18 protein-coding genes are annotated in these 24,173 nt (G+C 71.1%); 12 read left to right on the top strand and 6 right to left on the bottom strand.

Translation table 11 applies throughout. The annotated features are described in order from the left end of the window. Positions 1-356: 356 nt before the first annotated feature. Complete coding sequence (locus tag ACFZCY_RS25950; protein ID WP_391177845.1) at positions 357-1,313, bottom strand: cupin domain-containing protein; 957 nt, start codon at positions 1,311-1,313, stop codon at positions 357-359. A 122-nt stretch (positions 1,314-1,435) separates the two neighbouring features. Between ACFZCY_RS25950 and ACFZCY_RS25945 the strand changes: the two genes are divergently transcribed. Beyond that, positions 1,436-2,188 carry an SDR family oxidoreductase gene (locus tag ACFZCY_RS25945; RefSeq protein ID WP_391177842.1) on the top strand — a complete coding sequence of 251 codons (753 nt, stop codon included), beginning with the start codon at positions 1,436-1,438 and terminating at the stop codon, positions 2,186-2,188. 372 nt (positions 2,189-2,560) lie between these two features. Here ACFZCY_RS25945 and ACFZCY_RS25940 read toward each other — a convergent pair whose 3' ends face one another. After that, entirely contained in the window at positions 2,561-5,620 is a 3,060-nt protein-coding gene (locus ACFZCY_RS25940; RefSeq protein WP_391177840.1) for a Tn3 family transposase, read from the bottom strand. A gap of 504 nt (positions 5,621-6,124) precedes the next feature. Here ACFZCY_RS25940 and ACFZCY_RS25935 point away from each other — a divergent pair. From ACFZCY_RS25935 to ACFZCY_RS25900, 8 genes are all read left to right on the top strand, one after another. Then, on the top strand, positions 6,125-7,651 hold the full coding sequence (locus tag ACFZCY_RS25935; RefSeq protein ID WP_391177838.1) for an alpha/beta fold hydrolase: 1,527 nt from the start codon (positions 6,125-6,127) through the stop codon (positions 7,649-7,651). 151 nt (positions 7,652-7,802) lie between these two features. Beyond that, entirely contained in the window at positions 7,803-8,666 is an 864-nt protein-coding gene (locus ACFZCY_RS25930; protein ID WP_391177835.1) for an SAM-dependent methyltransferase, read from the top strand. 105 nt (positions 8,667-8,771) lie between these two features. Beyond that, complete coding sequence (locus ACFZCY_RS25925) at positions 8,772-9,128, top strand: hypothetical protein (protein WP_391177833.1); 357 nt, start codon at positions 8,772-8,774, stop codon at positions 9,126-9,128. A gap of 186 nt (positions 9,129-9,314) precedes the next feature. Beyond that, positions 9,315-11,870 (top strand): SpoIIE family protein phosphatase, encoded by a 2,556-nt coding sequence (locus ACFZCY_RS25920; protein ID WP_391177830.1) that lies wholly within the window; start codon positions 9,315-9,317, stop codon positions 11,868-11,870. 1 nt (position 11,871) lies between these two features. Next, the gene (locus tag ACFZCY_RS25915; protein WP_391177827.1) at positions 11,872-12,957 is read left to right on the top strand and encodes a substrate-binding domain-containing protein; all 1,086 of its coding nucleotides are present in this window, start codon (positions 11,872-11,874) and stop codon (positions 12,955-12,957) included. A gap of 15 nt (positions 12,958-12,972) precedes the next feature. Beyond that, the gene (locus ACFZCY_RS25910) at positions 12,973-13,752 is read left to right on the top strand and encodes an ATP-binding cassette domain-containing protein (RefSeq protein ID WP_391177824.1); all 780 of its coding nucleotides are present in this window, start codon (positions 12,973-12,975) and stop codon (positions 13,750-13,752) included. Further along, on the top strand, positions 13,743-14,978 hold the full coding sequence (locus tag ACFZCY_RS25905; RefSeq protein WP_391177822.1) for a sugar ABC transporter permease: 1,236 nt from the start codon (positions 13,743-13,745) through the stop codon (positions 14,976-14,978). The genes ACFZCY_RS25910 and ACFZCY_RS25905 overlap by 10 nt, the downstream gene beginning before the upstream one ends. Before the next feature lie 122 nt (positions 14,979-15,100). Next, positions 15,101-16,459, top strand: a complete 1,359-nt coding sequence (locus tag ACFZCY_RS25900) for an extracellular solute-binding protein (protein WP_391177819.1) — start codon at positions 15,101-15,103, stop codon at positions 16,457-16,459. 19 nt (positions 16,460-16,478) lie between these two features. Here the strand turns inward: ACFZCY_RS25900 and ACFZCY_RS25895 are convergent, their stop codons facing one another. Then, entirely contained in the window at positions 16,479-16,913 is a 435-nt protein-coding gene (locus tag ACFZCY_RS25895; protein WP_391177816.1) for a hypothetical protein, read from the bottom strand. Between the two features lie 352 nt (positions 16,914-17,265). On the opposite strand from ACFZCY_RS25895, the gene ACFZCY_RS25890 reads away from it, so the two are divergent. Continuing rightward, positions 17,266-18,141: a Scr1 family TA system antitoxin-like transcriptional regulator gene (locus ACFZCY_RS25890; protein ID WP_391177813.1), complete on the top strand. Its 876-nt coding sequence runs from the start codon at positions 17,266-17,268 to the stop codon at positions 18,139-18,141. A gap of 45 nt (positions 18,142-18,186) precedes the next feature. Beyond that, a complete protein-coding gene (locus ACFZCY_RS25885; protein ID WP_391177810.1) occupies positions 18,187-19,002 on the top strand; it encodes an SAM-dependent methyltransferase in 816 nt (271 codons plus the stop codon). Between the two features lie 34 nt (positions 19,003-19,036). Here ACFZCY_RS25885 and ACFZCY_RS25880 read toward each other — a convergent pair whose 3' ends face one another. Next, positions 19,037-19,693, bottom strand: coding sequence for a response regulator (locus tag ACFZCY_RS25880; protein WP_391177806.1), 657 nt, complete (start codon positions 19,691-19,693; stop codon positions 19,037-19,039). A 12-nt stretch (positions 19,694-19,705) separates the two neighbouring features. Further along, a complete protein-coding gene (locus tag ACFZCY_RS25875; RefSeq protein WP_391177804.1) occupies positions 19,706-20,884 on the bottom strand; it encodes a histidine kinase in 1,179 nt (392 codons plus the stop codon). Positions 20,885-21,043: 159 nt separating this feature from the next. Between ACFZCY_RS25875 and ACFZCY_RS25870 the strand changes: the two genes are divergently transcribed. Beyond that, complete coding sequence (locus ACFZCY_RS25870) at positions 21,044-21,286, top strand: hypothetical protein (protein ID WP_391177801.1); 243 nt, start codon at positions 21,044-21,046, stop codon at positions 21,284-21,286. A gap of 9 nt (positions 21,287-21,295) precedes the next feature. Here ACFZCY_RS25870 and ACFZCY_RS25865 read toward each other — a convergent pair whose 3' ends face one another. Beyond that, complete coding sequence (locus ACFZCY_RS25865) at positions 21,296-24,172, bottom strand: NHLP bacteriocin export ABC transporter permease/ATPase subunit (RefSeq protein WP_391177798.1); 2,877 nt, start codon at positions 24,170-24,172, stop codon at positions 21,296-21,298. Position 24,173: the final 1 nt, after the last annotated feature.

Here is a 24,173-nt window from a genome sequence, read left to right as displayed (position 1 = left end):
TTGCTCATCAATCGGTCGATAGATGAGCGCCACGCGAACGAGCCGTGTGTTCGCGAACATGCGCGACTCCTGTTGGTCACCCGTGCGCTCGTGCGACCTTCGGGTTGTCGGTCCCAGCGCTACTGATCGGCATGCCGCTGATGGTGGTCAGAGCCAGCGGCGCTCGGGGAGGACGACACGGTGTGTGGCTAAGGCGTTGCCGCCGGAGTCCGGGCCGTGGTCCCGCTGCGCTGAATCCGCGGGAGAGCTCCTGCCGGCAGCACGGCGCCTCCCAACAGCCAGGGCAGCGGGCCTGAGAACCTGATTTCGATCCCTGACTATGGGCTTCGAGAACGGGTACTCGTCACGGTACGGGGTCAGTGGCCCTGATCCGGACGGCCGTTGACCGCGCAGGTTGATGTTTTGCGGAATTGTTTGGGTGAGGAACCGACCACGCGGCGGAATGCGGTGCTGAACGCGCTTTCGGATTTGTAGCCAATCGTGAACGCGAGTTCGGAGATCGTTCGCGTGCCGCGGCTCAGGGCATCGCGGGCGAGGCTCATTCTCCACTGGATCAGATAGTCCAGCGGGGTGGTTCCAACCCGGCTCTTGAAGGATGAGGCGAACGCGGAACGTGACATGTGGCTGATACCGGCAAGCTCTTTGAGCGTCCAGGGGTGTGCCGCGTCGGTGTGCATGGCGCGAAGTGCGGCACCGATACCGTCGTCGTTGAGCGCTCCCAGCCAGCCGGTGGGCTGATCGGCCTGTTCGGCGTGGGCGCGCAGCATGTGGACGAATAGGACCTGTGCGAGGTGGTTCAGGACGAGAGAGCTGCCGGCGGCGGCGGCGGTCCTGGTCTCGGAGACCAGGAGCTCGCTGAGGTGTGCCAGGAGCTTGCCGCGGGGATCTGCGGCACGGACAAGCACGAGCAGCGGTAAGACTTGGGTCAGGGCTGGGGTGTTCGTGTCCTCGAACGAGAAGTGCCCGCCGCAGAGGTATGTGTCTTCCTCGGCCTCCGGGCCGATGCGTACGACACCGTCCTTGGCGCTTCCCCACACCGGCTTCGCGGGGCGCCATGGTGCAGTGAGTGTGCTGCCCAGGATGTAGGGCGGGGGGTTGCCCAGCAGGTAGAAGTCGCCCTCTTCCAGTAGTACGGGCTTGTGCCCGTCAAGGGTCAGCCAGCACGTGCCGCGCGCGACGACACCAAGCTTGACATGCGAGGACTGATCGAAGCGCAGGGCCCACGGTCCTGCCGCATGGAGACCGGGGTCGATCACGGTGCGAGGGTGCAGAAGACCGATGGCGTCGGCGATCGGATCGCTGGAGCCGAGCACGCCCTCCTCCTTTCTGGACGATACGTAAAGAAATAAGGACTACACATGATGCACCGTACCGGGGTGTTCCTGAAGTATGGCTATCGAAGCAGGTCAACACAGAGGGCTATGGAGGCATTCGCATGGGACAGCTTGATGGCAGGACGGCTGTGGTCACCGGCGGCAGCACCGGAATCGGTCTAGCCACCGCCGCACGTCTGGCAGACGAGGGCGCGCACGTGTTCATCACAGGCCGGCGCAAGACCGAGTTGGACGCCGCCATCGAGACCATCGGAACATCCAGGGCCACCGCGGTGGTCGGCGACATCTCCGAGGCAGCCGACCTGGACCGGCTCTACGACGCGGTCCGCGCCCGGGGACAGGGACTGGACGTGCTCGTCGCGAACGCGGCGGTCGGTGCGTTCGTCACGCTGGAGCAGACCACCGAAGACCACTTCGACCAGACCTTCGGAGTCAACGTCCGGGGCACTCTGTTCACCGTGCAGAAGGCGCTCCCGCTGCTCAATGACGGCGCCTCGGTCATCCTGACCTCCTCCACAGCCGCCGACAACGGCATGGAGGCGTTCGGTGCGTACGCGGCGTCCAAGGCCGCCGTCCGGTCGTTCGCGCGGACATGGTCCAACGAACTCAAAGGCCGGGGCGTCAGGGTCAACGCGGTGTCGCCGGGCGGGGTCGAAACTCCCGGACTCGCCAATATTTTCGGCGGCGAGGAGACACTGTCCGCCGTCAAGGAGAATGTCGCCGCGACCGTGGCCAAGGGCCGCATAGGGCGTCCTGAGGAGGTCGCCGCCGCCGTGGCGTTCCTGGCTTCCGGACAGAGCAGCTACATCGTCGGCGCGAACATCTACGTCGACGGCGGGCAGAACCAGATCTGAGAACTTGATTTCGATCCTGAGTCGTTGACCGCCCCGGCATTTCTTGCTGATCGGCGAGAAACGCCAAGCCTCTGAGCTGCTCCTTCTTCGTTCTTCACGCTCTTGACGCGCGGTGGCGGGGCTGGGAGGCAGGAAGGGTGGGGCGGGCGGGGTGGTGCCAGGGATCTGCCCGAGCTGGGTGACCTGTGAGGAACGGTGGTCGCCGATGGCTCCGAGATGATGCGCTGGTGCCGGATTGGTCGGTCGTCCACGCGTCTGATCCGCAGTTCGACGGGAAGCGGTGGCTGACCGCATGTTCGCGCGAGCACCTGGCTGACCTGGTCGAACAGTGCAAACGGCGCCCGTTCGTGGACGCCGAGCTGGTGGCCCGTGTCACCGGCACCGCGTCGGTGGCGGGTACGCGTCCGCACCTTCCTCGGCCGGCTCCTCATCGCCCGCTGTACGAGGGCTGGGCACCGTGACCGCGGTGAGGTTGAGGCGGGCGCCCATGTCGAGGTCTACCTCACCGTAGGGCCGGACGTGGGACCAGAACAGCGGGGTCAGGCCGCGCCGGTCGGCGGGCGTGAGAAGCCCGGCCCACTCCGGTTCGCCGAGGATGTCCTGGAGCATCAGGGTGTTCACGTAGACCAGGGCCGATTGCAGAATCCGCAGGCACAGAACGAACATCTCCTGCTCGTCGCGCCGGTTGGAGGCGATCTCCCCGCCCTTGCCGTACGCGATCACGCTGTTGGCGCCGTTGGAGGACTCCATCACGTTCAGGCCCTCCTCGACCTCCCGCTGAAGGTCCCGCAGCCGCAGGTAGCGGGCCACGAAGATGGTCTTCTGGGCGCGGCCGACCTCCAGCATTGCCGCGTAGGTGGGGTGGGAGGCGTTGCGGGTGAAGCGGCGAAGGATCGCCTCGGTGGACGCGGTACGGGTCCGGATCGCGGTCGCGTACTTGATCATCTGGTCGTACTGCTGGGCGATGAGTTCCCAGCGGATCGGGCGGGTCAGCGCCGGGGTCAGCTGCGGGTAGGCGTCCGGCTCGCCGGCCACCGGCCGGTACAGCTTCACCTTGTTGATCCGCTTGATACGCGGCAGCAGGTCGAAGTTCAGCAGCCTCGTGATGCCGAACCCGATTTCCGACTGGCCATGCGAGTCCGTGTAGTTCGCCTCGACGTCCATGGTGGTGCCGTGCCGCATGGCGCCCTCGATCATCGCGGCGACCTCGGAGGCGGTGCAGTTGATCAGCTGGGAGTGGATGGCTAGCGACTTCTTCTCCACGTGCCAGTAGATGAGCACCCCGCGGCCGCCGTAGCGCGAGTGCCACTCGGTGAACAGGTTCTGGTCGTAGGCGCGCACGTGCGTGGAGTCGGAGGCAACCGCGGTCGAGCCTTGGCCCCACAGCTCGGCGCTGCGGACGGCGAAGGTGGCGTTCGCGATCTGGACGGCGATGGCGCGGGCGGCCTCCGCCGACAGATACCGGCGCCGCACGTACCGCAGTTCGTCCTCAGTGTGGCCGTGGCCACCGGATGCCACGGCCTTGATCCCGGGGTTCGTGCCGTACGCGTAGATGACCAGCAGCAGCCGTTCGGCCAACACCTCCGGCGAGAGGCTGCCGCCACCGGAGACGGAGGTTACCGCTTCCAGGCATCCGGTCCGCAGCACCGCTTCCTTCAGCATGTCGACGAGCGGCACGATGCCCCAACGCCTCTGTACCTCGGCCTTGACCCTGCGCAGGTTGCGCGGCTCGGGCTGGGCCTCGGCCGCCGTCAGCCGGATCGCCCCGGACTTCCGCTCGGCGATGTCCAGCCAGGACAGCTTCGGCATCCCGTCGTTGAGCAGGGTCAGCTCGGCCGTCATCTGCTCGCGCAGCTCGTCGACGAACACCGCGGCGTCCAGCGGCTTGCGCAGCTCCCGGTAGTTCTCCGCCCGCCTCGCCTCGAAGTCCTGCGGCAGGTCCTCGTCCGGGTTGCGCCACTTGTCGGCGCCCACCACCCAGATCTCCTTGCACTTGAGCTGATCGCGCAGGGCCTGGAAGGCGACGACCTCGTAGACCATGCGCACCACCCGGCGCCGGCCCCGCTTGTCGGTGCGGTGGACGACCTCCGCCCAGTCCCCGCCCATCGCCTTGTGGACCGGCACCGTCTCGCCCAGCGGGTAGTACGTCGTGTTCCCCGCGTTCGCGTACCGCGCCACCAGCGCCAGAGCCTCGATCACTGGCCGGTGAGCATGGTTGGAGGAACGGAACTCCAGCACGTCCAGCAGCCTGATCAGCCCGCGCCGGTAGTGGTTGGTGTACGACGCCTTCAATGTGGTCTGAACCGTGCGCCGGTAGACCGGCCCGCGGGTCTTGAACTCGTGCACCAGCTCCCGCAGCGTCGCCTCGCCCCCGGACACCGCCGGGAACACGACCTGGCGGACCGTCCCCTCCGGGGCGCCGAGCGACGCCTCGGCGAGCTTGAAGAGGATGTTCTCCTTGCCCGACACCTTCTTGAACGCGTTGATGAGCTGCTCGGTGACCTTCTTCTCCGCCCGCGCCCCGATCCGGTGCACCGTGGAGATCAGCAGCTCAACCAGCGTGTCGGTGATCTCCCGCTCCCGCTCGTGCAGCAGCGCGGCCAGCAAGGTCACCCGCAGCGCCACCGGATGCGTCCGCAGATGGGAAGGCGACTCCACCGCGGCCCGCGCCCGCCAGCCAGCCACGACCTTGGGCGCGACGTCGATGAACAGATCCCGTGGCAGACCGATCGCCCGCACCGCCAGGAGCTTGTCGATCTCGGTGAGCATCGTCTCCAGGCTCACATTGCCCGGCGCTTCCTTGACCTTCGCCAGCACCGGCAGAGCGTCCTCGCCCTCCGTACCGCCACCCGCGGGTCCGGCGTCGTCCTGGTCGGCGCCGGCCACCAGCGCCACAATCCGCTCGATGCTCTCCACGGTCAGCCGCGAGGAGATCAGGGCCGTCAGAGACTCCTCGGCCGCCCGCAGAGCGGCCCCCACGATCCGGTCGCACCGGCCCGACGTGGGCGGCTCGATGCTCTCCGTGCGACAGCGCACCAGCAGTTCCACCCGGACCTGCTCGGGCCTGCGCTCCTTGTGCGCGACGTGCTCAGCCAGATACGCCGTCAGCTTCTCCGCGTCCGCGACGCTGCACTCACGGAAACCGAGGTGCTCCCGGATCTGCGCACGGTGGTACTCGACCGTACGGCCCGTCCAGTCATAGGACTCCAGCTCCAAGGCCAGAACCTGCACCTGCCGGGCGATGAATTCCACGGCCTCACCGGGCAGCTCTGTCCGGTTCCGGGGAAACCGGCCGTGCTGCGTATAGAACTTCAGCAGCACGGCGAAGCCCAGTCGCGTCGCACCACGCTTGCCGGACACGAGCGCCTGCTCGTCCTTCAACAGCGTCCAGTGCTCGACGAGTTCATCCAGGTCCAACGGTGTACGGGCCACGATCGAAATCGTCCCCGCAGAGCTTCACTCACCGCAGCCGTACAGGCCCGGACTCACCCACACGGGTGACACCCCCGGAAGATCACTGCCGTTTGCGGCTGGTGACAGCGTTCTTACCGGCACCCCTCGTTGCTGCGCAGCCTGCCGGTGCAGGCGTGGGCCGGGGTGGGTGCCTCCGTGTTCGTCGTCGCCTCCCTGGCCACGGTCCATCTCGTCTTCCTCGGCCACGGCCTCTCCTTCACCTGGCCCCCGCTGTCCCTGTGGCTGGTGCCGCTCTGGCTGTACGCATACGCGGTGGTCCCGGAAGGGCGTATCGCGGGTCCACCTCGCCGTCTTCGCCCGCCGCCAGTCCGTCTGCGAGATCGACCAGGCGCTCGGCCCCTTCTCGGGCGGACGCGTACGGGCCGGCTGACGACGGAGGGTCACACCATCCGGTTCTCCCCCGTCTTTGCGGGGTGCGCGCTCCATGGTGAACGGGGTGCGGTGAGCGGGAGCCTGCTCACCATGCGTTCACGTACCCTGCGCACCACCGTCATCGGCGCGCTCGCCACCGCGGTCGCCTTCGCCGGGCAACTCGCCATCCCCCCGGCCGCCTCCGCCGACACCGATACCGACCCCCTGCGCCCGTTCACCACCCAGCGTCCGCACTGGACGACATGTCATCACCCGGAGCTGGACCGGGCCGGGGCCCGCTGCGCCACCATCCGGGTGCCGCTGGACTACCGGAAACCGGGCGGGCGCACCCTGACCCTCGGCTTCTCCCGTATCAAGGCCACCGACACGGCGCACCGCATCGGTCTGATGATGCACAACTCCGGTGGCCCCGGCGGCATTTCGCTCGACATGCCACTGCTCGACGCGCCCGCCATGGGCAAGGAGCTGGCCGCGCGGTACGACCTGATCGGCATGGATCCGCGCGGAGTCGGCCGCAGCAGCCCGCTGCGCTGCGGTACCTCCGGGCACTGGCTGCGCTCCGCCGGGTACGACGCGGCGGGGTTCCGGGCCCAGGCGCGGTACGAGGCGGACCTGGTGCGCAGCTGCCAGCGCGCGTACGGCAAGGGCCTGTCGTATCTGCGCCACTTCACGACCCGGAACAGCGCCCGCGACATGGATGTGCTGCGCGCCGTGCTGGGTGAGCCGCGGACGTCGTACTTCGGCGTCTCGTACGGCACCTACCTGGGCGCGGTGTACGCGAAGATGTTCCCGGGCCGCACCGACCGGCTGCTGCTGGACAGCGCGCTGGACCCGGCGCGCTACCACGTACGGGCGTTCCGCGACGCGGCCGCACCCAACGAGGAGCTGCTGGACACCTGGGCGGTGTGGACGTCCCGCCGGAGCGGCACCTACGGCCTGGGCGACACGCCCGCGGAGGTGCGGGCGACGGTGGAACGCATCGCCCGGCAGGCCGCCCGCACACCCCTGCGGGTGGGCCGCTACACGGCCGACGGCCAGCAGGTGCCGCTGGTGCTGACCGCGCTGCTGGTCGACGACCGACGGTTCGCCGACGCCGCGAAGAACGTCCGGCTGCTGCACGACGCGGCCGCCGGGCGTGCCGTGGAGCCCACCGAGACGCTGGCGTCGGCGCTCGGCACACCTGATGAAGTGTCGGACGTACAGAACTCGCTCCAACTGGCCCTGTTGTGCGGGGACGCGGCGGCGCCGCGCGACCTGTCCTGGTACCGGCGCAACGTCGAGCGCAGCCGGGTCGAAGCACCGCTGTACGGGCCGATGTTCAACGGGGTGAACCCGTGCGCGTTCTGGCCGAACGCACCGGTGGAGCCGACGGTACGGAGCGGAAACGCCGCGCCCGGTCTGATCGTCCAGTCCACCGGCGATCCGCGCACCAGCTACGCCAACGGACAGGGGCTGCACCGGCGGATGCCGCACTCCCGTCTGATCACCCTGGAGGCCCGGGTGCACGGGGTGTACGGCATGTATCCGAACCGCTGTGTGTACGGGCAGGTCAACGACTATCTGCGGACCGGGAAACTGCCCGCGCGGGACACGGTCTGCCGCAAGGATCGTGCGTGAGCCGGTCTCGGAGCGCCCCCGCCAACGGCCGCCTGCTGGTGGACACTTACCCGGACCCGCGGGTAACCGGCCGCGCCGGGCGGCCTACGATCCTCGCAGGGACGCACCGCGATCGCCACGGATCGCGCCCGGAGACGGAGGAGTACGCCACGTGACCGCGCAAGGGGTAGCACCCCAGACCGGGAGTGGGCCGGAGCCCCCCAACACCCCGCTCAACCAGGGACGACCGCACAGCGCCCGGATGTACGACTACTTCCTGGGCGGCAAGGACAACTACGTCGCCGACCGACAGGCCGCCGCCAAGGTGCTCACCCTCTGGCCGGGCGTCATGGTCGCGGCGCGCACCAACCGCGCGTTCATGCAGCGCGCGGTCCGGTACCTCGCCGCCGAGCAGGGCATCCGCCAGTTCCTCGACATCGGCACCGGCATTCCCACCCGGCCCAATCTGCACGAGGTCGCCCAGTCGGTTGCCCCGGAATGCCGGGTGGTGTACGCCGACAACGACCCGATCGTGCTGGCCCATGCGCAGACGCTGCTCACCAGCCGTCCCGAGGGGCGCACGGCGTACGTCGACGCGAATGTCGCCGACCCCGACGCGATCCTCTCCTCCTCGGGCGTCACGGATGTGCTGGATCTGTCCCGGCCCGTGGCACTGAGCCTGTGCGCGCTGCTGCACTTCGTGCCGGACGCGTGGGAGCCGCACGGGATCGTGCGGAAGCTGGTCGACGCGCTCGCGCCCGGTTCGTATCTCGTCCTCAGCCACATCACCCCGGACTTCGATCCCGAGGCCACCCAGCGCACCGTGCAGATCTACCACAACGGGGGCATCGAGGGGAAAATCCGCACCAGGGACGAGGTGGAGCGGTTCTTCACCGGTCTGGAGCTGGTCGAGCCCGGCCTCGTGGTGCCGCATCGCTGGCGCACCGAGCTGGCCACCGGGGACCCGGGGGTGGAGACCGGCGATGTGACCGACGAAGAGGTGTCCTTCTGGGCGGGTGTCGCCCGTAAGCCGTAGCGCGCCTTCGGCGGCCGGTTCCGCGTTCCTGGCTCGTTGCCCGTCTCTCGAGGGGATTTACGCCAAGTCACTGTGCGTGCCTTTCCGGTTCGCTACTGTGACGGCATGAGCGCCAGGAACGTGGACCCCGCCGACGAGTGGCCGCTGCCTCCGCCCTGGATGTGGGGATGCGGCAAGTGCACCGAGCTGTACCGGGCGATGAAGCAGGCTCCCAAGCTGGTGGACGCCGCGCTGGAGGAGCTGGGGCCGGGGGTGGACTGCGATCCCCACGACTCCATCGTGTCGACCCAGATCCGGCTGGCCCGGCACATCGCCACCCGCCATGTCTCGGAGCTGCCCGAGGCCGACGAGGAGTGCGAGCGGTGCGTCTCGGACGCGTCCGGCAGCCTTCCGGCCGTGCTCGCCCTGGAGCACCGCGCCCGCCATCTGTTCGCCCCGCCCAGCATCGTCGACATGCTCTAGTCGCCCCCTCCGCGCAGCCCGCCCTGCGGCTTCCCTGAGCTGTGACATTCTGGTGGGTGGGTGCCCTGCCATTCCTGGGCGGCGCGGTCCGGCCTCGCCGGATATGGCACCCCTGCCCTCGCCGCCCGTGTTCCGGGGACCTCCACCTGCCCGTACCCGCGGCACGGAGGGGAGGCAGACGGGAACATGCCCCATAACGCCGGTCCGATGTCCCCGGCGCCGGAACCCACCGGGAGGGAGCGGGTCCTGGCGTTCGCCGGGGTGTCGCTGGCGGCCGTCTATGTGCTGGGCGAGGGGAGCGACGGCCTGCGGCTGGTCGAGACCGCGAAGGCGGCCGGGGCCACCGCGGCCCCGCATGCGCTGCCCGAGCACTACGCGCTGTCCGACCGCTCGCCCGCCGCCGACGCCCTGTGCACCGGCCGTCCCCTGTGGCTGGACTCCGCGGCGCTCACCGCGTACCAGCGGGACGGGTCGGCGGCGCGGTGGCCCGGTGCGTCGCTGGGCGCGCTGCCGCTGGGGACCGAGGGCAGCCGGCTGGGCTGTCTGCTCATCGTGGGCAGCGCCGCGGACGGCTTCGAGGCGGAGCAGCGGGGCCTGCTGCTGCGGTACGCCGACGCGATCACCACCCGGCTCCGGGGAGCCGGCGCGGCCCGTCCCGCGGCCCCCACCGGGGCGACCACGCTGCTGGGCCCCGCGCTGCGGAGCCTGCGCGTCGGGTCGTTCGTCCTGCTGCCCGGCACCGGGCTGATCGAGGCGGACGCGACCCTGCTGGACCTGGTCGGTATCCCCCCGGACGACTTCGACGGCACGGTGGACACGCTGCTCGCGCGCACCGTGCCGGAGGACCTGCCCGCGCTGCTGTCGATCGTCGAGCCGACCGCGCAGGCGGCCGGGGACCGCGAGCTGGAGTTCCGGATCCGCCGTTCGACCGGCGAGGTGCGCTGGCTCCGGCTGAGCTGCCAGGTGGGGACCGACGCGGCGGGCCGCCCGGAGCGCGTCGTGGGCGTGGTCACCAGCGCCGCCGCGCTGCGCTCGCGCGCCGACGACGTGTCCAGGGTGCAGTGGCTGACGACCGCGCTCGACAACGCGATGACGGTCCGGGACGTGAGCCGGGTGGTGATCGCCGCGCTGGGCGAGCCGCTGGGAGCGGACCGGGTGGCGCTCGCGGAGCTGCAGGCGGACCGGCTGGTGGTGGTGGGGCTCGATCCGCCGCAGGCCGACGCGTGGCCGGAGCTGTGGCGTGCGGAGTGGCATTCCGAGTGGCCCGACGCGTCCCTGCACGCCCTGCCGAGCCTGCGGGCCGCGCTGCGGGAGGGCCGTCCGCGGCTGTGGCCGGCGGGTGCGGCGCTGGAGCCGGGGCTCGCGGGCATCGGCCCGGGCGGGCTGGCCGTGCTGCCGCTCCCGGCTCATGGACAGGTGGCGGGGGTGTGCCTGATCGGCTGGGACGCCCCGCATCCGTTCGGCCCGGAGGAGCGGTCGCTGCTCACCGCGACCGCGGGGCTGGTCGGCCAGACCCTGATGCGGGCGCACACCTACGACGCCGAGCAGGAGCTGGCCACGATGCTCCAGCGCTCGCTGCTGCCGCGCAGCCTGCCGAAGCTGCCCGGTGGGGTGGCCGTCGCCCGCTATCTGCCCGCGACGCGGGGACTCCAGGTGGGTGGCGACTGGTACGACGTCATCGCGCTCTCCGAGAGCCGGGTGGCGCTGGTCATCGGCGATGTGCAGGGACACAGCGCCGCCGCCGCAACGATCATGGGCCAGATGCGGACGGCGGTCCGCGCGTACGCCGTGGAGGGGCATCCACCGGATGTGGTGATGTCCCACGCCAACCGGCTGCTGGTGGGCATGGAGACGGATCTGTTCGCCACCTGCGGCTATGTCGAGCTGGACATGGAGGAGGGCAACGCCTGGTTCGTCCGGGCCGGGCACCTGGCGCCGCTGGTGCGCCGCCCGGACGGCACCACCGAGGAGGTGGCGGTCGAGGGCGGGCTGCCGCTGGGGGTGATCGCGGACGCGGAGTTCCCCATGACGGCGGAGCCGCTGGCCCCGGGCACGGTCCTCGCGCTGCTCACCGACGGTCTGGTCGAGTCCTCGACGCTGCATCTGGACGAGGGGATGCGCCGGATGCGCGGCGCGCTGGCCGCCGCGCCCACCGATCTCGGCCGGATGGCGGACGCGCTGCTCGCCGTGGCCGACCGGCGGGACGACGACGTGGCGCTGCTGCTCCTGCGGTACGACGGCATGCGGGTCCGGCCCATCCGGGCCGGCTGGCTGGTGTGGCGGCTGCCCGACGCGGTGATGCACGCCCGCCGCTTCACCGCGCGCACGCTGCGCTCGTGGGGCCTGGCGGACCAGGCCGATGTGACGCTGCTGGTCGTCTCCGAACTGGTCACGAACGCGCTGATGCACACGCACGGCACGGTCCGTCTCGACCTCACGTACGCCGTGGACCGGCTGCGCGTCGCGGTGACCGACTCGTCCCCGCGGGCGCCCGCCAAGCCGGTGGTCACGGACTGGGAGGCGACCGGTGGCCGGGGTCTGCTGCTGGTCGAGGCGATGTCGGCGTCCTGGGGTTCGGTGCCGGTCGGCGGCGGCAAGCAGGTGTGGAGCGAGATCGTCGTACCCCGCCGCGAGCCCGATGAGGCCGAATCCGGGGACGCCGAGCCCGGTGAAGCAGAGCCCGGTGAGACCGAAGCCGGGGACGCCGGGCCCGGGCCCCGCGTCCGGCAAGGGGGTGCGTGACATGAGGATGCCCCGTACGCGAAGCGCCGTCGCCGCCGTGGCCGCGGGGCTGCTGGCCGCGTCCCTGGCGAGCTGCGGAGGAAACGGCGGGGCGCACGGGAGCGGCTTCACCGTCGGCCTGCTGCTGCCGAGCCAGCAGGTCACCCGGTACGAGAAGGCCGACCGGCCGCTGATCGAGAAGCGGGTGAAGGAGCTGTGCCCCGGCTGCACCGTGGACCACGCCAACGCCGGGGACGACGTGGCGAGCCAGCAGCGGCAGATGAACTCCATGATCACCAGAGGGGTGGGGGCGCTGATCCTCGACGCCGTCGACGCCAAGGCGCTGCGCTCCTCGGTCCAGGCCGCCCACAAGGCGGGCATCCCGGTCATCGCCTACGACCGGCTCGCCGAGGGCCCGATCTCGGGCTATGCCTCGTTCAACGGCGGACAGGTCGGCAGGCTCCAGGCCGCGGCGCTCCTGGACGCCCTGCGGGCCAAGGGGGACGGCCGCCAGATCGTCATGATGAACGGCGATCCGAGCAGCCCCAACGCGGTCTGGTTCAAGCAGGGCTCGCTGTCCGTCCTCCGGGACAAGGTGAGGATCGGCAAGTCGTACGACGTCATCGAGTACCGCCCGGACAACGCGTACGACGACATGCAAGCCGCCATCACCGCGCTCGGCCCGCACCGGATCGGCGGCGTCCTGGCGGTCAACGACAGCGTCGCCTCCGGTGCCATCTCGGCCCTCAAGGCCGCCCGGGTCAGGCCGGTGCCGCCGGTCACCGGCCAGGACGCCGACCTCGACGCCGTGCAGCGCATCGTCAGCGGCGACCAGTACATGACCGTCTACAAGCCCTTCAAGGCCGAGGCGCACGCCGCCGCCGCCATGGCCGTCGCCCTGGGGCGGGGCCAGAGCCTGCGCTCCGTCGCCCGGACGACCGTCGACAACGCCACCACTCGGAACATCCCGGCCTCCCTGCTCACCCCGGTCGCCGTAAGGGCCGCCGACATCAGGAAGACCCTGGTCAAGGACGGTGTGTACACGATCGGACAGATCTGCACGCCCAAGCTACGGCCCGCCTGCGACAAGGTCGGGCTCACCCGCTGACGGAGGTGATTCCCCGTGCCGGTTCCGCCCCTGCTGGCGCTGCGCGGCGTCTCCAAGCGCTTCGGCGGCGTCCAGGCGCTGGTCGACGTCGACCTGCAGATCCGGGCCGGTGAGGTCGTCGCCCTGGTGGGCGACAACGGCGCCGGCAAGTCCACCCTGGTCAAGGTGATCGCCGGGGCCGGCCCCGCCGACCAGGGCGTCATCGAGTGGGAGGGCCGCACCGTCCAGATCAAGCGGCCGCATGACGCGCAGGCGCTGGGCATCGCGGCCGTCTACCAGGACCTCGCGATGTGCGAGAGCCTCGACGTCGTCGGCAATCTCTTCCTCGGCCGCGAGGTCCACCGCGCCGGGATCCTCGACGAGGTGGAGATGGAGCGGCGCGCCCGTGAGCTGATGCGCACGCTGTCCATCCGCATCCCGGATGTGCGGGCGCCCGTCGCCATCCTGTCCGGCGGCCAGCGGCAGGCCGTGGCGATCTCCCGCTCGCTGCTGGGCGAGCCCAAGGTCCTCCTGCTCGACGAGCCCACCGCCGCGCTGGGCGTGGAGCAGACCAGCCAGCTGCTGGACCTCATCGAGGAGCTGCGCGACCGGGGTCTCGGTGTGCTTCTCATCAGCCACAACATGGGGGACATCAAGGCGGTCGCGGACCGGGTCGCGGTGCTGCGCCTGGGCCGTAACAACGGGCTCTTCGAGGTGCCCACCACCACCCAGGAACGCATCATCTCCTCCATCACCGGCGCCGCCGACAACGCCGTGGCCCACCGCACGACGGGTGAGGAGGGGGCATGGCCGTAGGACAGAACATCCGGGGGTACGCGGACGCGGTGCGGCACCGGCTGCGCGGCGGCGAGGCGGCCCGGCGCGGGCTGCGGGTCGGTGAGCGCGGCCCGCTGCTGGTGATCCTCGGGCTCGTCGTGATCTGGCTCGTCTTCCAGGGCCTGAACGCCAACTTCCTCTCGCCGCGCAATCTGTCCGGCCTCAGCGTGGACATCGCCGCCACCGGCCTGGTCGCGGTGGGCATCGTGTTCGTCCTGCTGATCGGCGAGATCGACCTGTCGGTGGGCTCGGTCAGCGGGCTGGCGGGGGCCGCGTTCGCCGTGCTGAACGTGGACCTCGGCATACCGGAATGGCTCGCCGTCATCGTGGCGGTGGTCGCGGGGACGGTCGTGGGCGCCGTGCACGGGTTCTTCTTCGCCCGGGTGGGGGTGCCCGCGTTCGTGGTGACCCTCGCGGGGCTGCTGGCCTGGAACGGGCTGACCCTCTACCTGCTGGGCGCGAGCGGCACGATCAACATCGATGAGAGCGGTCTGGTCGCCGCGCTGACCAGCCTCTATTTCAGTGGCGGCATCATCGCCTACGGTCTGGCCGCGGCCGGCACCGCCGGGTACTTCCTGGCCGCGCGCCGAACCCGGCGGCGGCGCAGGGCCGCCGGGGTGCCGTACCGGCCGATGGCCGAGATCGGGGTGCGCACGGGTGTCCTGGCGGTGCTCACGTTCGCCACCGCCCATGTGCTCAACCTGTTCCAGGGCGTGCCGCTCGCCTTGCTGATCTTCCTGGGCGTGGTCATCAGCTCGGATCTGGTGCTGCGCCGCACCCGCTCGGGGCGGAAGGTGTTCGCGGTGGGCGGCGGTGTGGAGGCGGCCCGCCGGGCCGGGGTGGACGTGGTGCGGGTGCGGATCGCGATGTTCATGGTGTCGGGGACGCTGGCGGCGGTCGGTGGCCTGTTCGTGGCCTCGGGGCTGACCTCGGCGAGCCCGACGACGGCCCGCGCGGCGGGCTCCGGCATGCTGCTGATCAACGCGGTCGCCGCGGCGGTCATCGGCGGTACGAGCATGTTCGGCGGGCGCGGCTCGGCCTGGTCGGCGGTGCTCGGTGCGCTGGTCATCCAGTCGATCGCCTCGGGCATGGCGCTGCTGGGCATCCAGGACGCCGTGCAGTTCATGGTCACCGGCGGGGTGCTGCTGGCCGCCGTGGTCGCGGACTCGCTCACCCGGTCCGCGCGGACGCGCGGACCCACCTGACGTTCGTCACGGCCCGGGCGTGACGCTATGCTGCACATGAGCTTCCCATTCTCGGGCAAGACGGACATCCTGCCGGGTGTTCTGGAAGGATCCGATGCGCTCACCGTGACCATCGGAGTGCGATGAAACGTCTTCTCCTCACCCGCGCGGCCACGGCGGCCGCGCTCGCCGCGGCTCTGGCGGTCTCCGGCTGCCAGGGCACCGGCGTGCGGTCTTCCCGCGAAGGGAAGGACACCATCCACGTGCTCGCCACCAAGAATCCCCAGATGGAGACCCTGAAGCAGTACACGAAGAAGTACTTCACCTCGCGGACCGGCATCACCGTCGACTACACGCTGCTTCCGGAGAACCAGGCACGGAACAGGATGAACAAGGAGTTCGCGCGGCAGGACGCGAAGTACGACGTGGCGAGCGTGAGCGCGTACGAGGTGCCGACCTACTCCAGGAACCACTGGCTCGCTCCGCTGGATTCCTACGCGAAGGCCGACAAGACCTTCGACCAGAAGGACATCTTCCCCAGCCTGCTCACGGCCGTGACCGGCGCCGACGGCAAGATCTACGCCGAGCCCTTCTACGGTGAGGGCTCGTTCCTGATGTACCGCAAGGACCTCTTCCGCAAGAGCGGGCTGACCATGCCGCGCGATCCGACCTGGAGGCAGGTCGCCTCGCTCGCGGCCAAGATCGACGGCACCGGCGGCGCGAGCGGCATCTGCCTGCGCGGACTGCCCGGCTGGGGCCAGAACCTCGCCCCCATCAACACCGTGGTCAACACTTTCGGCGGCTCCTGGTACGACATGCAGTGGAACGCCCGGCTCACCTCACCGGAGTTCACGAAGGCGATCCAGTTCTATGTCGGCCTGGTCCGCAAGTACGGCGAGCCCGGCGCCGCGCGCAGCGGCGTCCTCGACATCCTCGCCGACTTCTCCCAGGGCAAATGCGCCATGATGTACGACGCCAGTTCGCTGGCGACGTCGGTCGAGGCCGACGGCTCCTCGGTCAAGGGCAAGGTCGGCTATGTCCCCGCCCCGCACGAACTCACCCGCAGGGCGGGGTGGCTGTGGACCTGGGCCTGGGGGATCGAGAACGCCTCCAAGAAGAAGGACGCCGCCTGGAAGTTCATCTCCTGGGCCTCCTCGAAGCAGTACCAGGCGCAGATCGGCAACACCCTCGGCTGGAACGAGGCCCCGGCCGGCAGCCGGAAGTCGCTCTACGCCAACCCCAACTACCAGAAGGCGGCCGCCGCCTGGTACCGGCAGGAGTACGCGGCGGTGAAGGACTCCGCCGACCCCAGGAACCCGGGCGTCGGCCCGCGCCCCTACCAGGGCATCTCGTTCGTCGGCATCCCTCAGTTCGCCGACCTGGGGAACAAGGTGTCCGCGCAGATCAGCGCGGCCATCGCCGGCAAGAAGTCGGTGCGCACGGCCCTGCAGATCTCCCAGAAGCTCGCCCAGGACGCGGTGGCGCACTACCGCTCCCGCTGACCGCCGCATCCACCCGCCGCTATTCGGCGACGGACCAGCGGGGCATGACACCGGCGATGTGGCAGGCCAGGAAGTAGAGGGGAATCGGGGGCGTGTACGGCGAGTCGCCCTCGGGCCGGTGGATGAGGCGGAGGTTACGGGGCGTCCTGGCGGTGCGCGGACCGCTCGGCGGGCCCACGTACGCCCCGACCGAGTAGCTGGTGACGCTCGGCCACACCAGTCCGATGTGCGACCCGGCGGGCACGATCCACCACCAGTGCTCGTCGCAGGCGAAGACGCAGCCGACGCGGGGCAGCCGGTCCATGACCCGCTTCCCGTGCTCCGCGGACATCCCGACCGCGTCGTAGCCCAGCCCGGCGGACAGGTCTGCGGGGAGGGTCAGCCGTCCACGGCGCGCGCCGCACGGAAGCCCCGGCGGGCCGCTCGTGGGATGCGCGGACTTCTTCCGCGGCATGTGGGCCGAAGGCAGGGGGAGGGTGGGGGGAACCACGATCGGTCGCCTTTCGTCTGCCTGCGCACTGTGGGCAGCGCCGGTCCTGCACTGCCCGGTGCCTACCGACGTACACACGCGAACGTTCCGCCGTCGCCGGGGCTCGAATCGGTCCGACCCGTCCGACGTTTCCCCCGGCACCGCGGGTCAACTCCCGCGGAGTCACACAGTCGGTGACGGCTTGTCCACTGTGTCATCTGCTATGAACGAGTTGCAAGAGGTAACTTGAAATTTGCAAGTCGTTGGATGCAGGTGCGGCGACGATGGATGATCGTGACAGACTGCGACCGTGGAACGCGGCGTGAGGAGGCAGGGAGTGGCGGCGGAATCCGCATGGGGCGGCGCTCCCTCCGTCCTCCGCATGATCCTCGGCAAGCAGCTCGAGGAACTGCGGACCCGGACCGGGCTCAGCTACGACGAGGCGGGCGCGGCGATCGGCGTCAGCCACTCGACGATCCGCAGGATGGAAGCCGCGAAGGTCGCCCGGCTGCGGCTCGCGGACGTCGAGAAGCTGCTCCAGACGTACGGCGTCACGGACCAGCACGAGATCGACACCTTTCTGAAGTCGGTCCGCGAGGCCAACAAGCGCGGCTGGTGGCACGTCTACCGCGATGTGATGCCGGACTGGTTCGCCGCGTATCTGAGCCTGGAACAGGCGGCGCTGCAGATCCGCGCGTACGAGCCGCAGTTCGTCCATGGCCTGCTGCAGACCGAGGACTACGCCCGCGCCCTGCTGGCCTCGGGCAATCCGCACGTCCCCGCCGGGGCCACCGAGCGCAGGATCGCCCTGCGCATGCGGCGCCAGGAGCTGCTGTCCCGCGAGTCCCCGCCCCGGCTGTGGGTGGTGATGGACGAGACCGTGCTGCGCCGGCCGGTCGGCGGCGCGGCCGTGATGCGCGCCCAGATCGACCATCTGATCGCGGTGAACGCGCTGCCGCATGTGACCCTGCAGATCATGCCGTTCAGCAACGGACCGCATCCGGCGATGCCGGCCGGCGCGTTCCACGTCTTCCGGTTCCGGGCCGCCGAGTTGCCTGACATCGTCTACCTGGGCGGGCTGATCGGCGCGGTCTACCTGGACAAGGCGGACGACGTGGTGGTGTACCGCGAGGCTCTGGACCGGGTGAGCGCCCAGTCGGCGCCCGCCCAGAAGACCGAGGCCCTGCTCAGTGAGATCCGCGAGGAGCTGTGACGGGCCCTGGACATGTGACCGACGTTTCGATGGGAGGGGCGGGCGTTGCGCGACAACGGATGGCCGGCCGAACGGATTGACACCGAGAGCGCACATTCGGCGCGGATCTACGACTACATCATCGGTGGCAAGGACTACTACCCCGCCGACAAGGAGGCGGGCGACGCCATGGCACGGGAGTGGCCCGCCCTGCCGATCCACATGCGGGCCAATCGCGACTTCATGAACCGGGCCGTGCGCTATCTGGCGGAGGAGGCGGGCATCCGGCAGTTCCTCGACATCGGGACCGGCATCCCCACCTCCCCCAACCTGCATGAGATAGCCCAGGCGGTCGCCCCGGACTCCCGGGTCGTGTACGTGGACAACGACCCGATCGTCCTCACCCTGTCCCAGGGCCTGCTCTCCAGCACGCCCGAGGGGAAGACCACCTACGTCGAGGCGGACATGCGCGACCCCGCCGCCATCTTGAGCGCGCCGGAGCTGCGCGACACCCTCGACCTCGGCAAGCCGGTCGCCCTGACGGTGATCGCCATCGTGCACTTCGTCCTCGACGAGGACGACGCCTACGGGATCGTCAACCGCCTTCTGGAACCGCTGCCTTCGGGCAGCTATCTGGCGATGTCCGTCGGCACCGCGGACTTCGCCCCGGAGGAGGTGGGCCGCGTCGCCCGCGAGTACGCGGCGCGCGACATGCCCATGCGGCTGCGCACCGAGGCCGAGGCCGCGCGGTTCTTCGACGGGCTCGAGCTGGTCGAGCCCGGGGTCGCCCAGGTGCACAAGTGGCATCCGGACGCCAAGAGCACCGAGGGCATCAAGGACGAGGACATCGCCATGTACGGGGCGGTCGCCCGCAAGCCGTAGCCGGGCCGTCGTGGAGTTCGGCCCTCGGCGTCGCTCAGTCCTCGGCGTCGTGGACGAGCAGCGCGATCTGGACGCGGTTGTTGAGGTCGAGCCGCGTCAGGATCCGTGACACGTGCGCTTTCACCGTCGGCAGCGCGAGATGCAGTTCGCGTGCGATCTCCGCGTTGGAGCGGCCGCGTCCGACCGCCCGGGCCACGTCCCGCTCCCGCTCGCCCAGGAGCGCCAGCCGGGCCCGCGCGGTGGCCGCCCGGGCCTCCTGCCCGCCGTCACCCGTCACCTGCTCGATGAGGCGGCGGGTGACGGCGGGTGAGAGCACCGGGTCCCCGGCGGCCACGGTCCGGATGGCCGTGACGATGTCCCGCGGCGGGGTGTCCTTGAGGAGGAACCCGGCCGCTCCGGCGCGCAGCGCCCGCAGCACATGGGCATCGGTGTGAAAGGTGGTCAGCACCAGGACCTCCGGGGCGCCGGGCCGGGCCCGCAGGGCCCGGGTGGCGGTGAGCCCGTCGACGCCCGGCATCCGGATGTCCATCAGCACCAGGTCGGGCCCGTACGACGCGACCAGCGCGGGCACCTCGGCCCCGTCGGCGGCCTCCGCCACGACCTCGATGTCCGGGGCGCCGCCCAGCATCAGGCGCAGCCCGGCCCGTACGATCGCGTCGTCGTCGACGAGCAGGACGCGGATCACCAGCACGCCCCTCCTCTCCTACCCCTGACCGGTGGCGGCCACGGCGTCCGCCGCGGGCCAGGGTAGCCAGGCGCGGACCCGGAAGCCGCCTCGGGCGGGCCCGGCGGTCAGCTCGCCGCCCGCCAGCCGGGCCCGTTCCGCCAGCCCGACCAGCCCCTGTCCGCCGCCCGGGCCACCGTGCGGGTCCGGGGCGGGCCCGGGCGGGGGCGTGTTGTGGACCTCGACCGTCAGCCGGTCCGCCGGGGTCCCGGCCACGCGTATCGTGACGGCCGCGCCGGGCGCGTGCTTGCGCGCGTTGGTCAGGCACTCCTGCACGATCCGGTACGCGGTGCGGGCCACCACCGGTGGCGGCGCCGGGCCGTCCGGCGGCCCGGTCAGCTCGATCCGGCCGCCCGCCGCGCGCGCCTCGGCCACCAGCCGCTCCAGGTCGGCCAGTTCGGGCTGGGGCCGCTCGCCCTCGGCACCGGCGCGCAGCACCCCGATGACCTCACGCAGGTCTCCCAGGGCCAGATGGGCGCTCTCCCGGATCACCGCGGCGGCCCGCGCGATCTCGGTCCGCGGCGCGCTCGTGTGGAACTCCAGCGCCCCGGCGTGGACGCTCAGCAGGGTCAGCCGGTGGCCGAGCGCGTCGTGCATCTCGCGGGCGATTTCCTCCCGCGCCTCCCGCCGGGCCTTCTCGGCGCGCAACTCCGCGTCGGCCTCGGCCAGTTCGGCGCGTTCCCGCAGCGAGGCGATGAGCTGTCGGCGGGACCGCCGGAACAGCCCCCAGCCGATGGCACCGGCGATGAGCGCGAAGTACGTCACGGCGGAGCCCGCCCGGTCCTCGGGCAGTTCCGGCAGCTGCCACAGGAACGCGGGGAGCGGCGCGAAGGCCAGCGCCGCCACCCAGGCCGTGGCCCGCCAGGGCCGGGTGGCGGCCACCGTGAACACCGCCACCATCGCGGGACCGGTCATGTAGTGCGACAGTTCGCTGCCCGCCAGCAGCAGCGCCACCGCCAGCCATACGGGCCACCTGCGCCGCAGCAGCACCGCCGCGCAGCCCAGCCCGCCGGCCACCTGTTCGGCGGCCCGCCACGCGGGGCCCATGTCCTCCGGGACCGGCACGGACGGCGAGCTGACGACGGCGAAGCAGGCGGCGAAGAGGAACAGCCCCAGGTCGGCGGCCCAGTCCCGGCGGGTGCGGTGGATACGGCGCATATCCCGGCAATGTACGCGGGCCCGGCCCGCGACCGGGCCCGCCGTGCGCCGACCGGATACTTAAGTACGACACCGGGGCGGCTCACGGCCGACTTCGGTCACCGCCCGGCCGACCTCGGCCCGATCCCGCGCCGCCGGGCGCCCGCCTACGGTCGGGCCATGACCTCCACTCCCCCGAAGCCGCCGCCGGCGGCCGTGACGGATCTGCTCTGCTTCGTCCTCGTCGTCGGCGGCGGCAGCGGCCTGCTGCACGAATGGCTCGGCTGGACGATCCACATCCTGGGCTTCCTGCGGTTCCTCGCCCCCGACGGCTACGAGATCTACGCGTACATCGTGATGATCGCCCTCGGGGTCCTGGTGGGCGCGGCCGGTGACGCGGTCTTCCGGCGCGGCCGAGGCTGATCCCCCGGGCTAGTTCAGCTGGCGCCGCACCAACTCATGCAGTTTTCCGCCTTGTTGGGCCATCAGCTCGGCTGGGGCGCCCTGTTCGACGACCCGGCCCTCCTCCATGACGAGCACACGGTCGGCGTCCATGACGGTCGACAGCCGGTGGGCGATCACCAGTCGGCTGGCGTTGAGACGACGGGTGCTGTCGATGACGATGCGCTGGGTCTCGTTGTCGAGGGCGCTGGTGGCCTCGTCGAAGAACAGGACGCGCGGCCGGCGGATGAGCGCCTGGGCGATCATCAGGCGCTGGCGCTGGCCGCCGGAGATGGCGCCGCTGCCGGAGATCATCGTGTGGAGCCCCATGGGCATCTGGCGGATGTCCTCGGCCAGGCCCGCGAGTTCGGCGGCCGCCATGGCCTCCTCCGGGGTGAACGGCTCGGCGCCGCGGATGCAGTCGAGCACGGTGCCGCCCAGCGGCTGCGCGTTCTGGAGCACGACCCCGCACTGGCGGCGCACCGCGGCCTGGTCGAGGGCCGCGAGGTCCTGGCCGTCGTAGAGCACACTGCCGGACACCGGCCGCTCGAAGCCGATGAGGAGCCGCAGCAGCGTGGACTTGCCGCAGCCGCTGGGGCCGACGACGGCCACGAACTCGCCCGGCCGGATCTCCAGGGACACATCGTCGAGGACCAGCGGGCCGTCGGTGCCGTACCGGAAGGTGAGGTTCCTGGCCTGGAGGGCGCCGGAGAGGGGGCCGGGCTGGGCGCTGCCGCCGCGCACCTCGGGCGGCTCGTCCAGGATCGGCTTGACCTCCTCGAACATGGGCAGCACGGCGACCACGGACACCAGGGAGTTGGTGAGCTGGGTGACGGACGTCAGCAGCATGGTGACGGAGGTGTTGAACGTCAGGAAGCCGCCCGCCGACATGCTGCCCCGGGCCGGACCGGCCAGCAGCAGGAACACGATGAGCGAGCACAGTGGAAGATAGACCGCGTCGAGGACCTGGGTGAGGTTCTTGATGCGCCCGGTGCGCTGGTGCAGGTCGCGGGAGCGGGCGAAGCCGCGGGCCCAGGCCGCGTAGGCGTAGTTCTCGGCCGCGGCGACCCGCAGCTTGGGCAGTCCGCGCAGGGTCTGGAACGCCTGGTTGTTGAGCTTGTTCTCGGTCTCCACCAGCCGCCGCTGCCAGCGCACCTGCCACAGGCCCATGGCGAGGAAGATGCCGCAGATGACCAGCAGCATGGCCAGCACGACGAGCGCGAGTCGCACGCTGAAGAACAGCAGCAGGGCGAAGTTCATCGCGCCGACGGTGCCCGCCTGGAGGACCACCGGGGCGGTGCCGGACAGCACCCGGCGCATGGTGCTGATGCCCATGGCGGCGCTGGCCAGTTCGCCGGTGGAGCGCTCGGCGAAGAACGTGGTGGGCAGCCGCAGCAGCCGGTCCCAGACGGCTGGCTGGAGCGTGCTCTCCAGCCGCCCCTCCAACCGCAGCAGGGTCAGGTTCTGGAGCAGCAGGAAGGACGCGGCGACGACACTGGAGACGATCAGTGCCAGGGCGATCTGGACGATGGGGTCCTTCTCGGCGCGGGGCACGAACGTACCGAGCACCTGGCCGGTGGCGACCGGCACCAGCGCGCCGAGCGCCACCGTCACCAGCCCGGCGGCGCACAGACCGCGCAGGTCCGGGGCGGAGCCCCGGGCGGTGAAGCGCAGCAGCCGCCACATCGTCATCGGCCGCTCGGGCAGCGGGCGGTAGAACATCACGGCGCGCGGCTCGAACTCCTCCGCGGTGCCGCGGCCGATGCGTATCCGCAGGCCCGAGGCCGGGTTGACGGCCTCGTACCGGCCGCGCCGCCACAGCAGCGCCACCGGCGCCCCGGACAGGGCGCGATAGCCCACCAGGGGGCCCGCGTCCTCGCGCCACCAGCGGCCCTCCAGCCGGACGGCCCGGGTGCGGACGCGCGCGTGGGCCGCGATGCGCTCCACCGGGTCCGTACGGTCGTCGGCGACGGGGCCCTTCTGCGGTTCGGCGAGGGTGATCCCGGCAGCGTCCGCCACGGCCCGGCAGACGGCGTACACGGCGTCGTCGGTGCTGTCGTCGGCGGCCCCGGCCGAGTTCCGGGGGCCTCCGATGGACGCGATCAGCGCCTCGTCGGCCCGTGAGCGGACGGCCTCACCGGCCCGGATCCCGGCGGCCGTGCGGTCCGCGTGGGCCCGCTCCAGGGTGTCGATCCAGCGGTCCACGGCGGTGCCCAGCCGGTACTGCTGGTTGACCATCCGCTGCCACAGCGCGCCGTCGATCAGCAGGTCACCGGCGGCCTGGGCGCTGTACTCGGCGCCGTAGCGCACGCTGCCGGGCGGCACCGGGAGCCACAGCAGGTCTTCGTCGGCCGCCTCCTCGCCGGGCGGCGCTCCCCCGTCCAGCGGGGCCTGGAACAGCACGCCGAGGCTGCGGCTGATGCCGAGTGCCACGGCGTGTTCCAGCGGCGTCGGCGCCACGTTGTCGTACGTGGTGTCGTACGCGGTGTCGTAAGTGGTGTCCTCGGGGGCGCCGTACGCGTCGTACCGCTCCGGCCGGTACAGCTCGCGCAGCGGGATGCGGCGCACCGCGCAGTCCTGCGAGGGCCGCCCCACCAGGGTGTGGCGCGGGCCCTCGACGGGGCCGGGCAGCGCGGCGCCCGTCTCCAGGCGGCCGAGGAAGTGCCACTGCCCCTCCTCGGCGGCGTCGACCGCGAAGAGGTCCAGGGCGCCTTCGACGACGAGCCAGAGCACCTGAGGGCCCTCCAGCGGGAGGCTGCGCAGTCCGGCGCCGTCGACGGGGGCGCCGAGGGCGCCCAGCGCTCGCACGACCGCGTCGCCGCCGTCGGCGTCCGTGGCCTCGGCCGCCGGCGGGTGTACGGACGCCATG

This window comes from Streptomyces sp. NPDC007983 (assembly GCF_042958345.1).
In the GTDB taxonomy this organism is placed as follows: domain Bacteria; phylum Actinomycetota; class Actinomycetes; order Streptomycetales; family Streptomycetaceae; genus Streptomyces.
Note: the sequence above shows the minus strand (reverse complement) of the source record. Positions and strands in the feature narration are given on the sequence as shown.

Bases quoted from the DNA above. Each gene is read 5' to 3' on its own strand.
- ACFZCY_RS25945 (WP_391177842.1), top strand. From the start codon at position 1,436: ATGGGACAGCTTGATGGCAGGACGGCTGTGGTCACCGGCGGCAGCACC.
- ACFZCY_RS25935 (WP_391177838.1), top strand. From the start codon at position 6,125: ATGCGTTCACGTACCCTGCGCACCACCGTCATCGGCGCGCTCGCCACC.
- ACFZCY_RS25925 (WP_391177833.1), top strand. From the start codon at position 8,772: ATGAGCGCCAGGAACGTGGACCCCGCCGACGAGTGGCCGCTGCCTCCG.
- ACFZCY_RS25920 (WP_391177830.1), top strand. From the start codon at position 9,315: ATGCCCCATAACGCCGGTCCGATGTCCCCGGCGCCGGAACCCACCGGG.
- ACFZCY_RS25915 (WP_391177827.1), top strand. From the start codon at position 11,872: ATGAGGATGCCCCGTACGCGAAGCGCCGTCGCCGCCGTGGCCGCGGGG.
- ACFZCY_RS25905 (WP_391177822.1), top strand. From the start codon at position 13,743: ATGGCCGTAGGACAGAACATCCGGGGGTACGCGGACGCGGTGCGGCAC.
- ACFZCY_RS25900 (WP_391177819.1), top strand. From the start codon at position 15,101: ATGAAACGTCTTCTCCTCACCCGCGCGGCCACGGCGGCCGCGCTCGCC.
- ACFZCY_RS25895 (WP_391177816.1), bottom strand. From the start codon at position 16,913: ATGCCGCGGAAGAAGTCCGCGCATCCCACGAGCGGCCCGCCGGGGCTT.
- ACFZCY_RS25875 (WP_391177804.1), bottom strand. From the start codon at position 20,884: ATGCGCCGTATCCACCGCACCCGCCGGGACTGGGCCGCCGACCTGGGG.
- ACFZCY_RS25870 (WP_391177801.1), top strand. From the start codon at position 21,044: ATGACCTCCACTCCCCCGAAGCCGCCGCCGGCGGCCGTGACGGATCTG.
- ACFZCY_RS25865 (WP_391177798.1), bottom strand. From the start codon at position 24,172: ATGGCGTCCGTACACCCGCCGGCGGCCGAGGCCACGGACGCCGACGGC.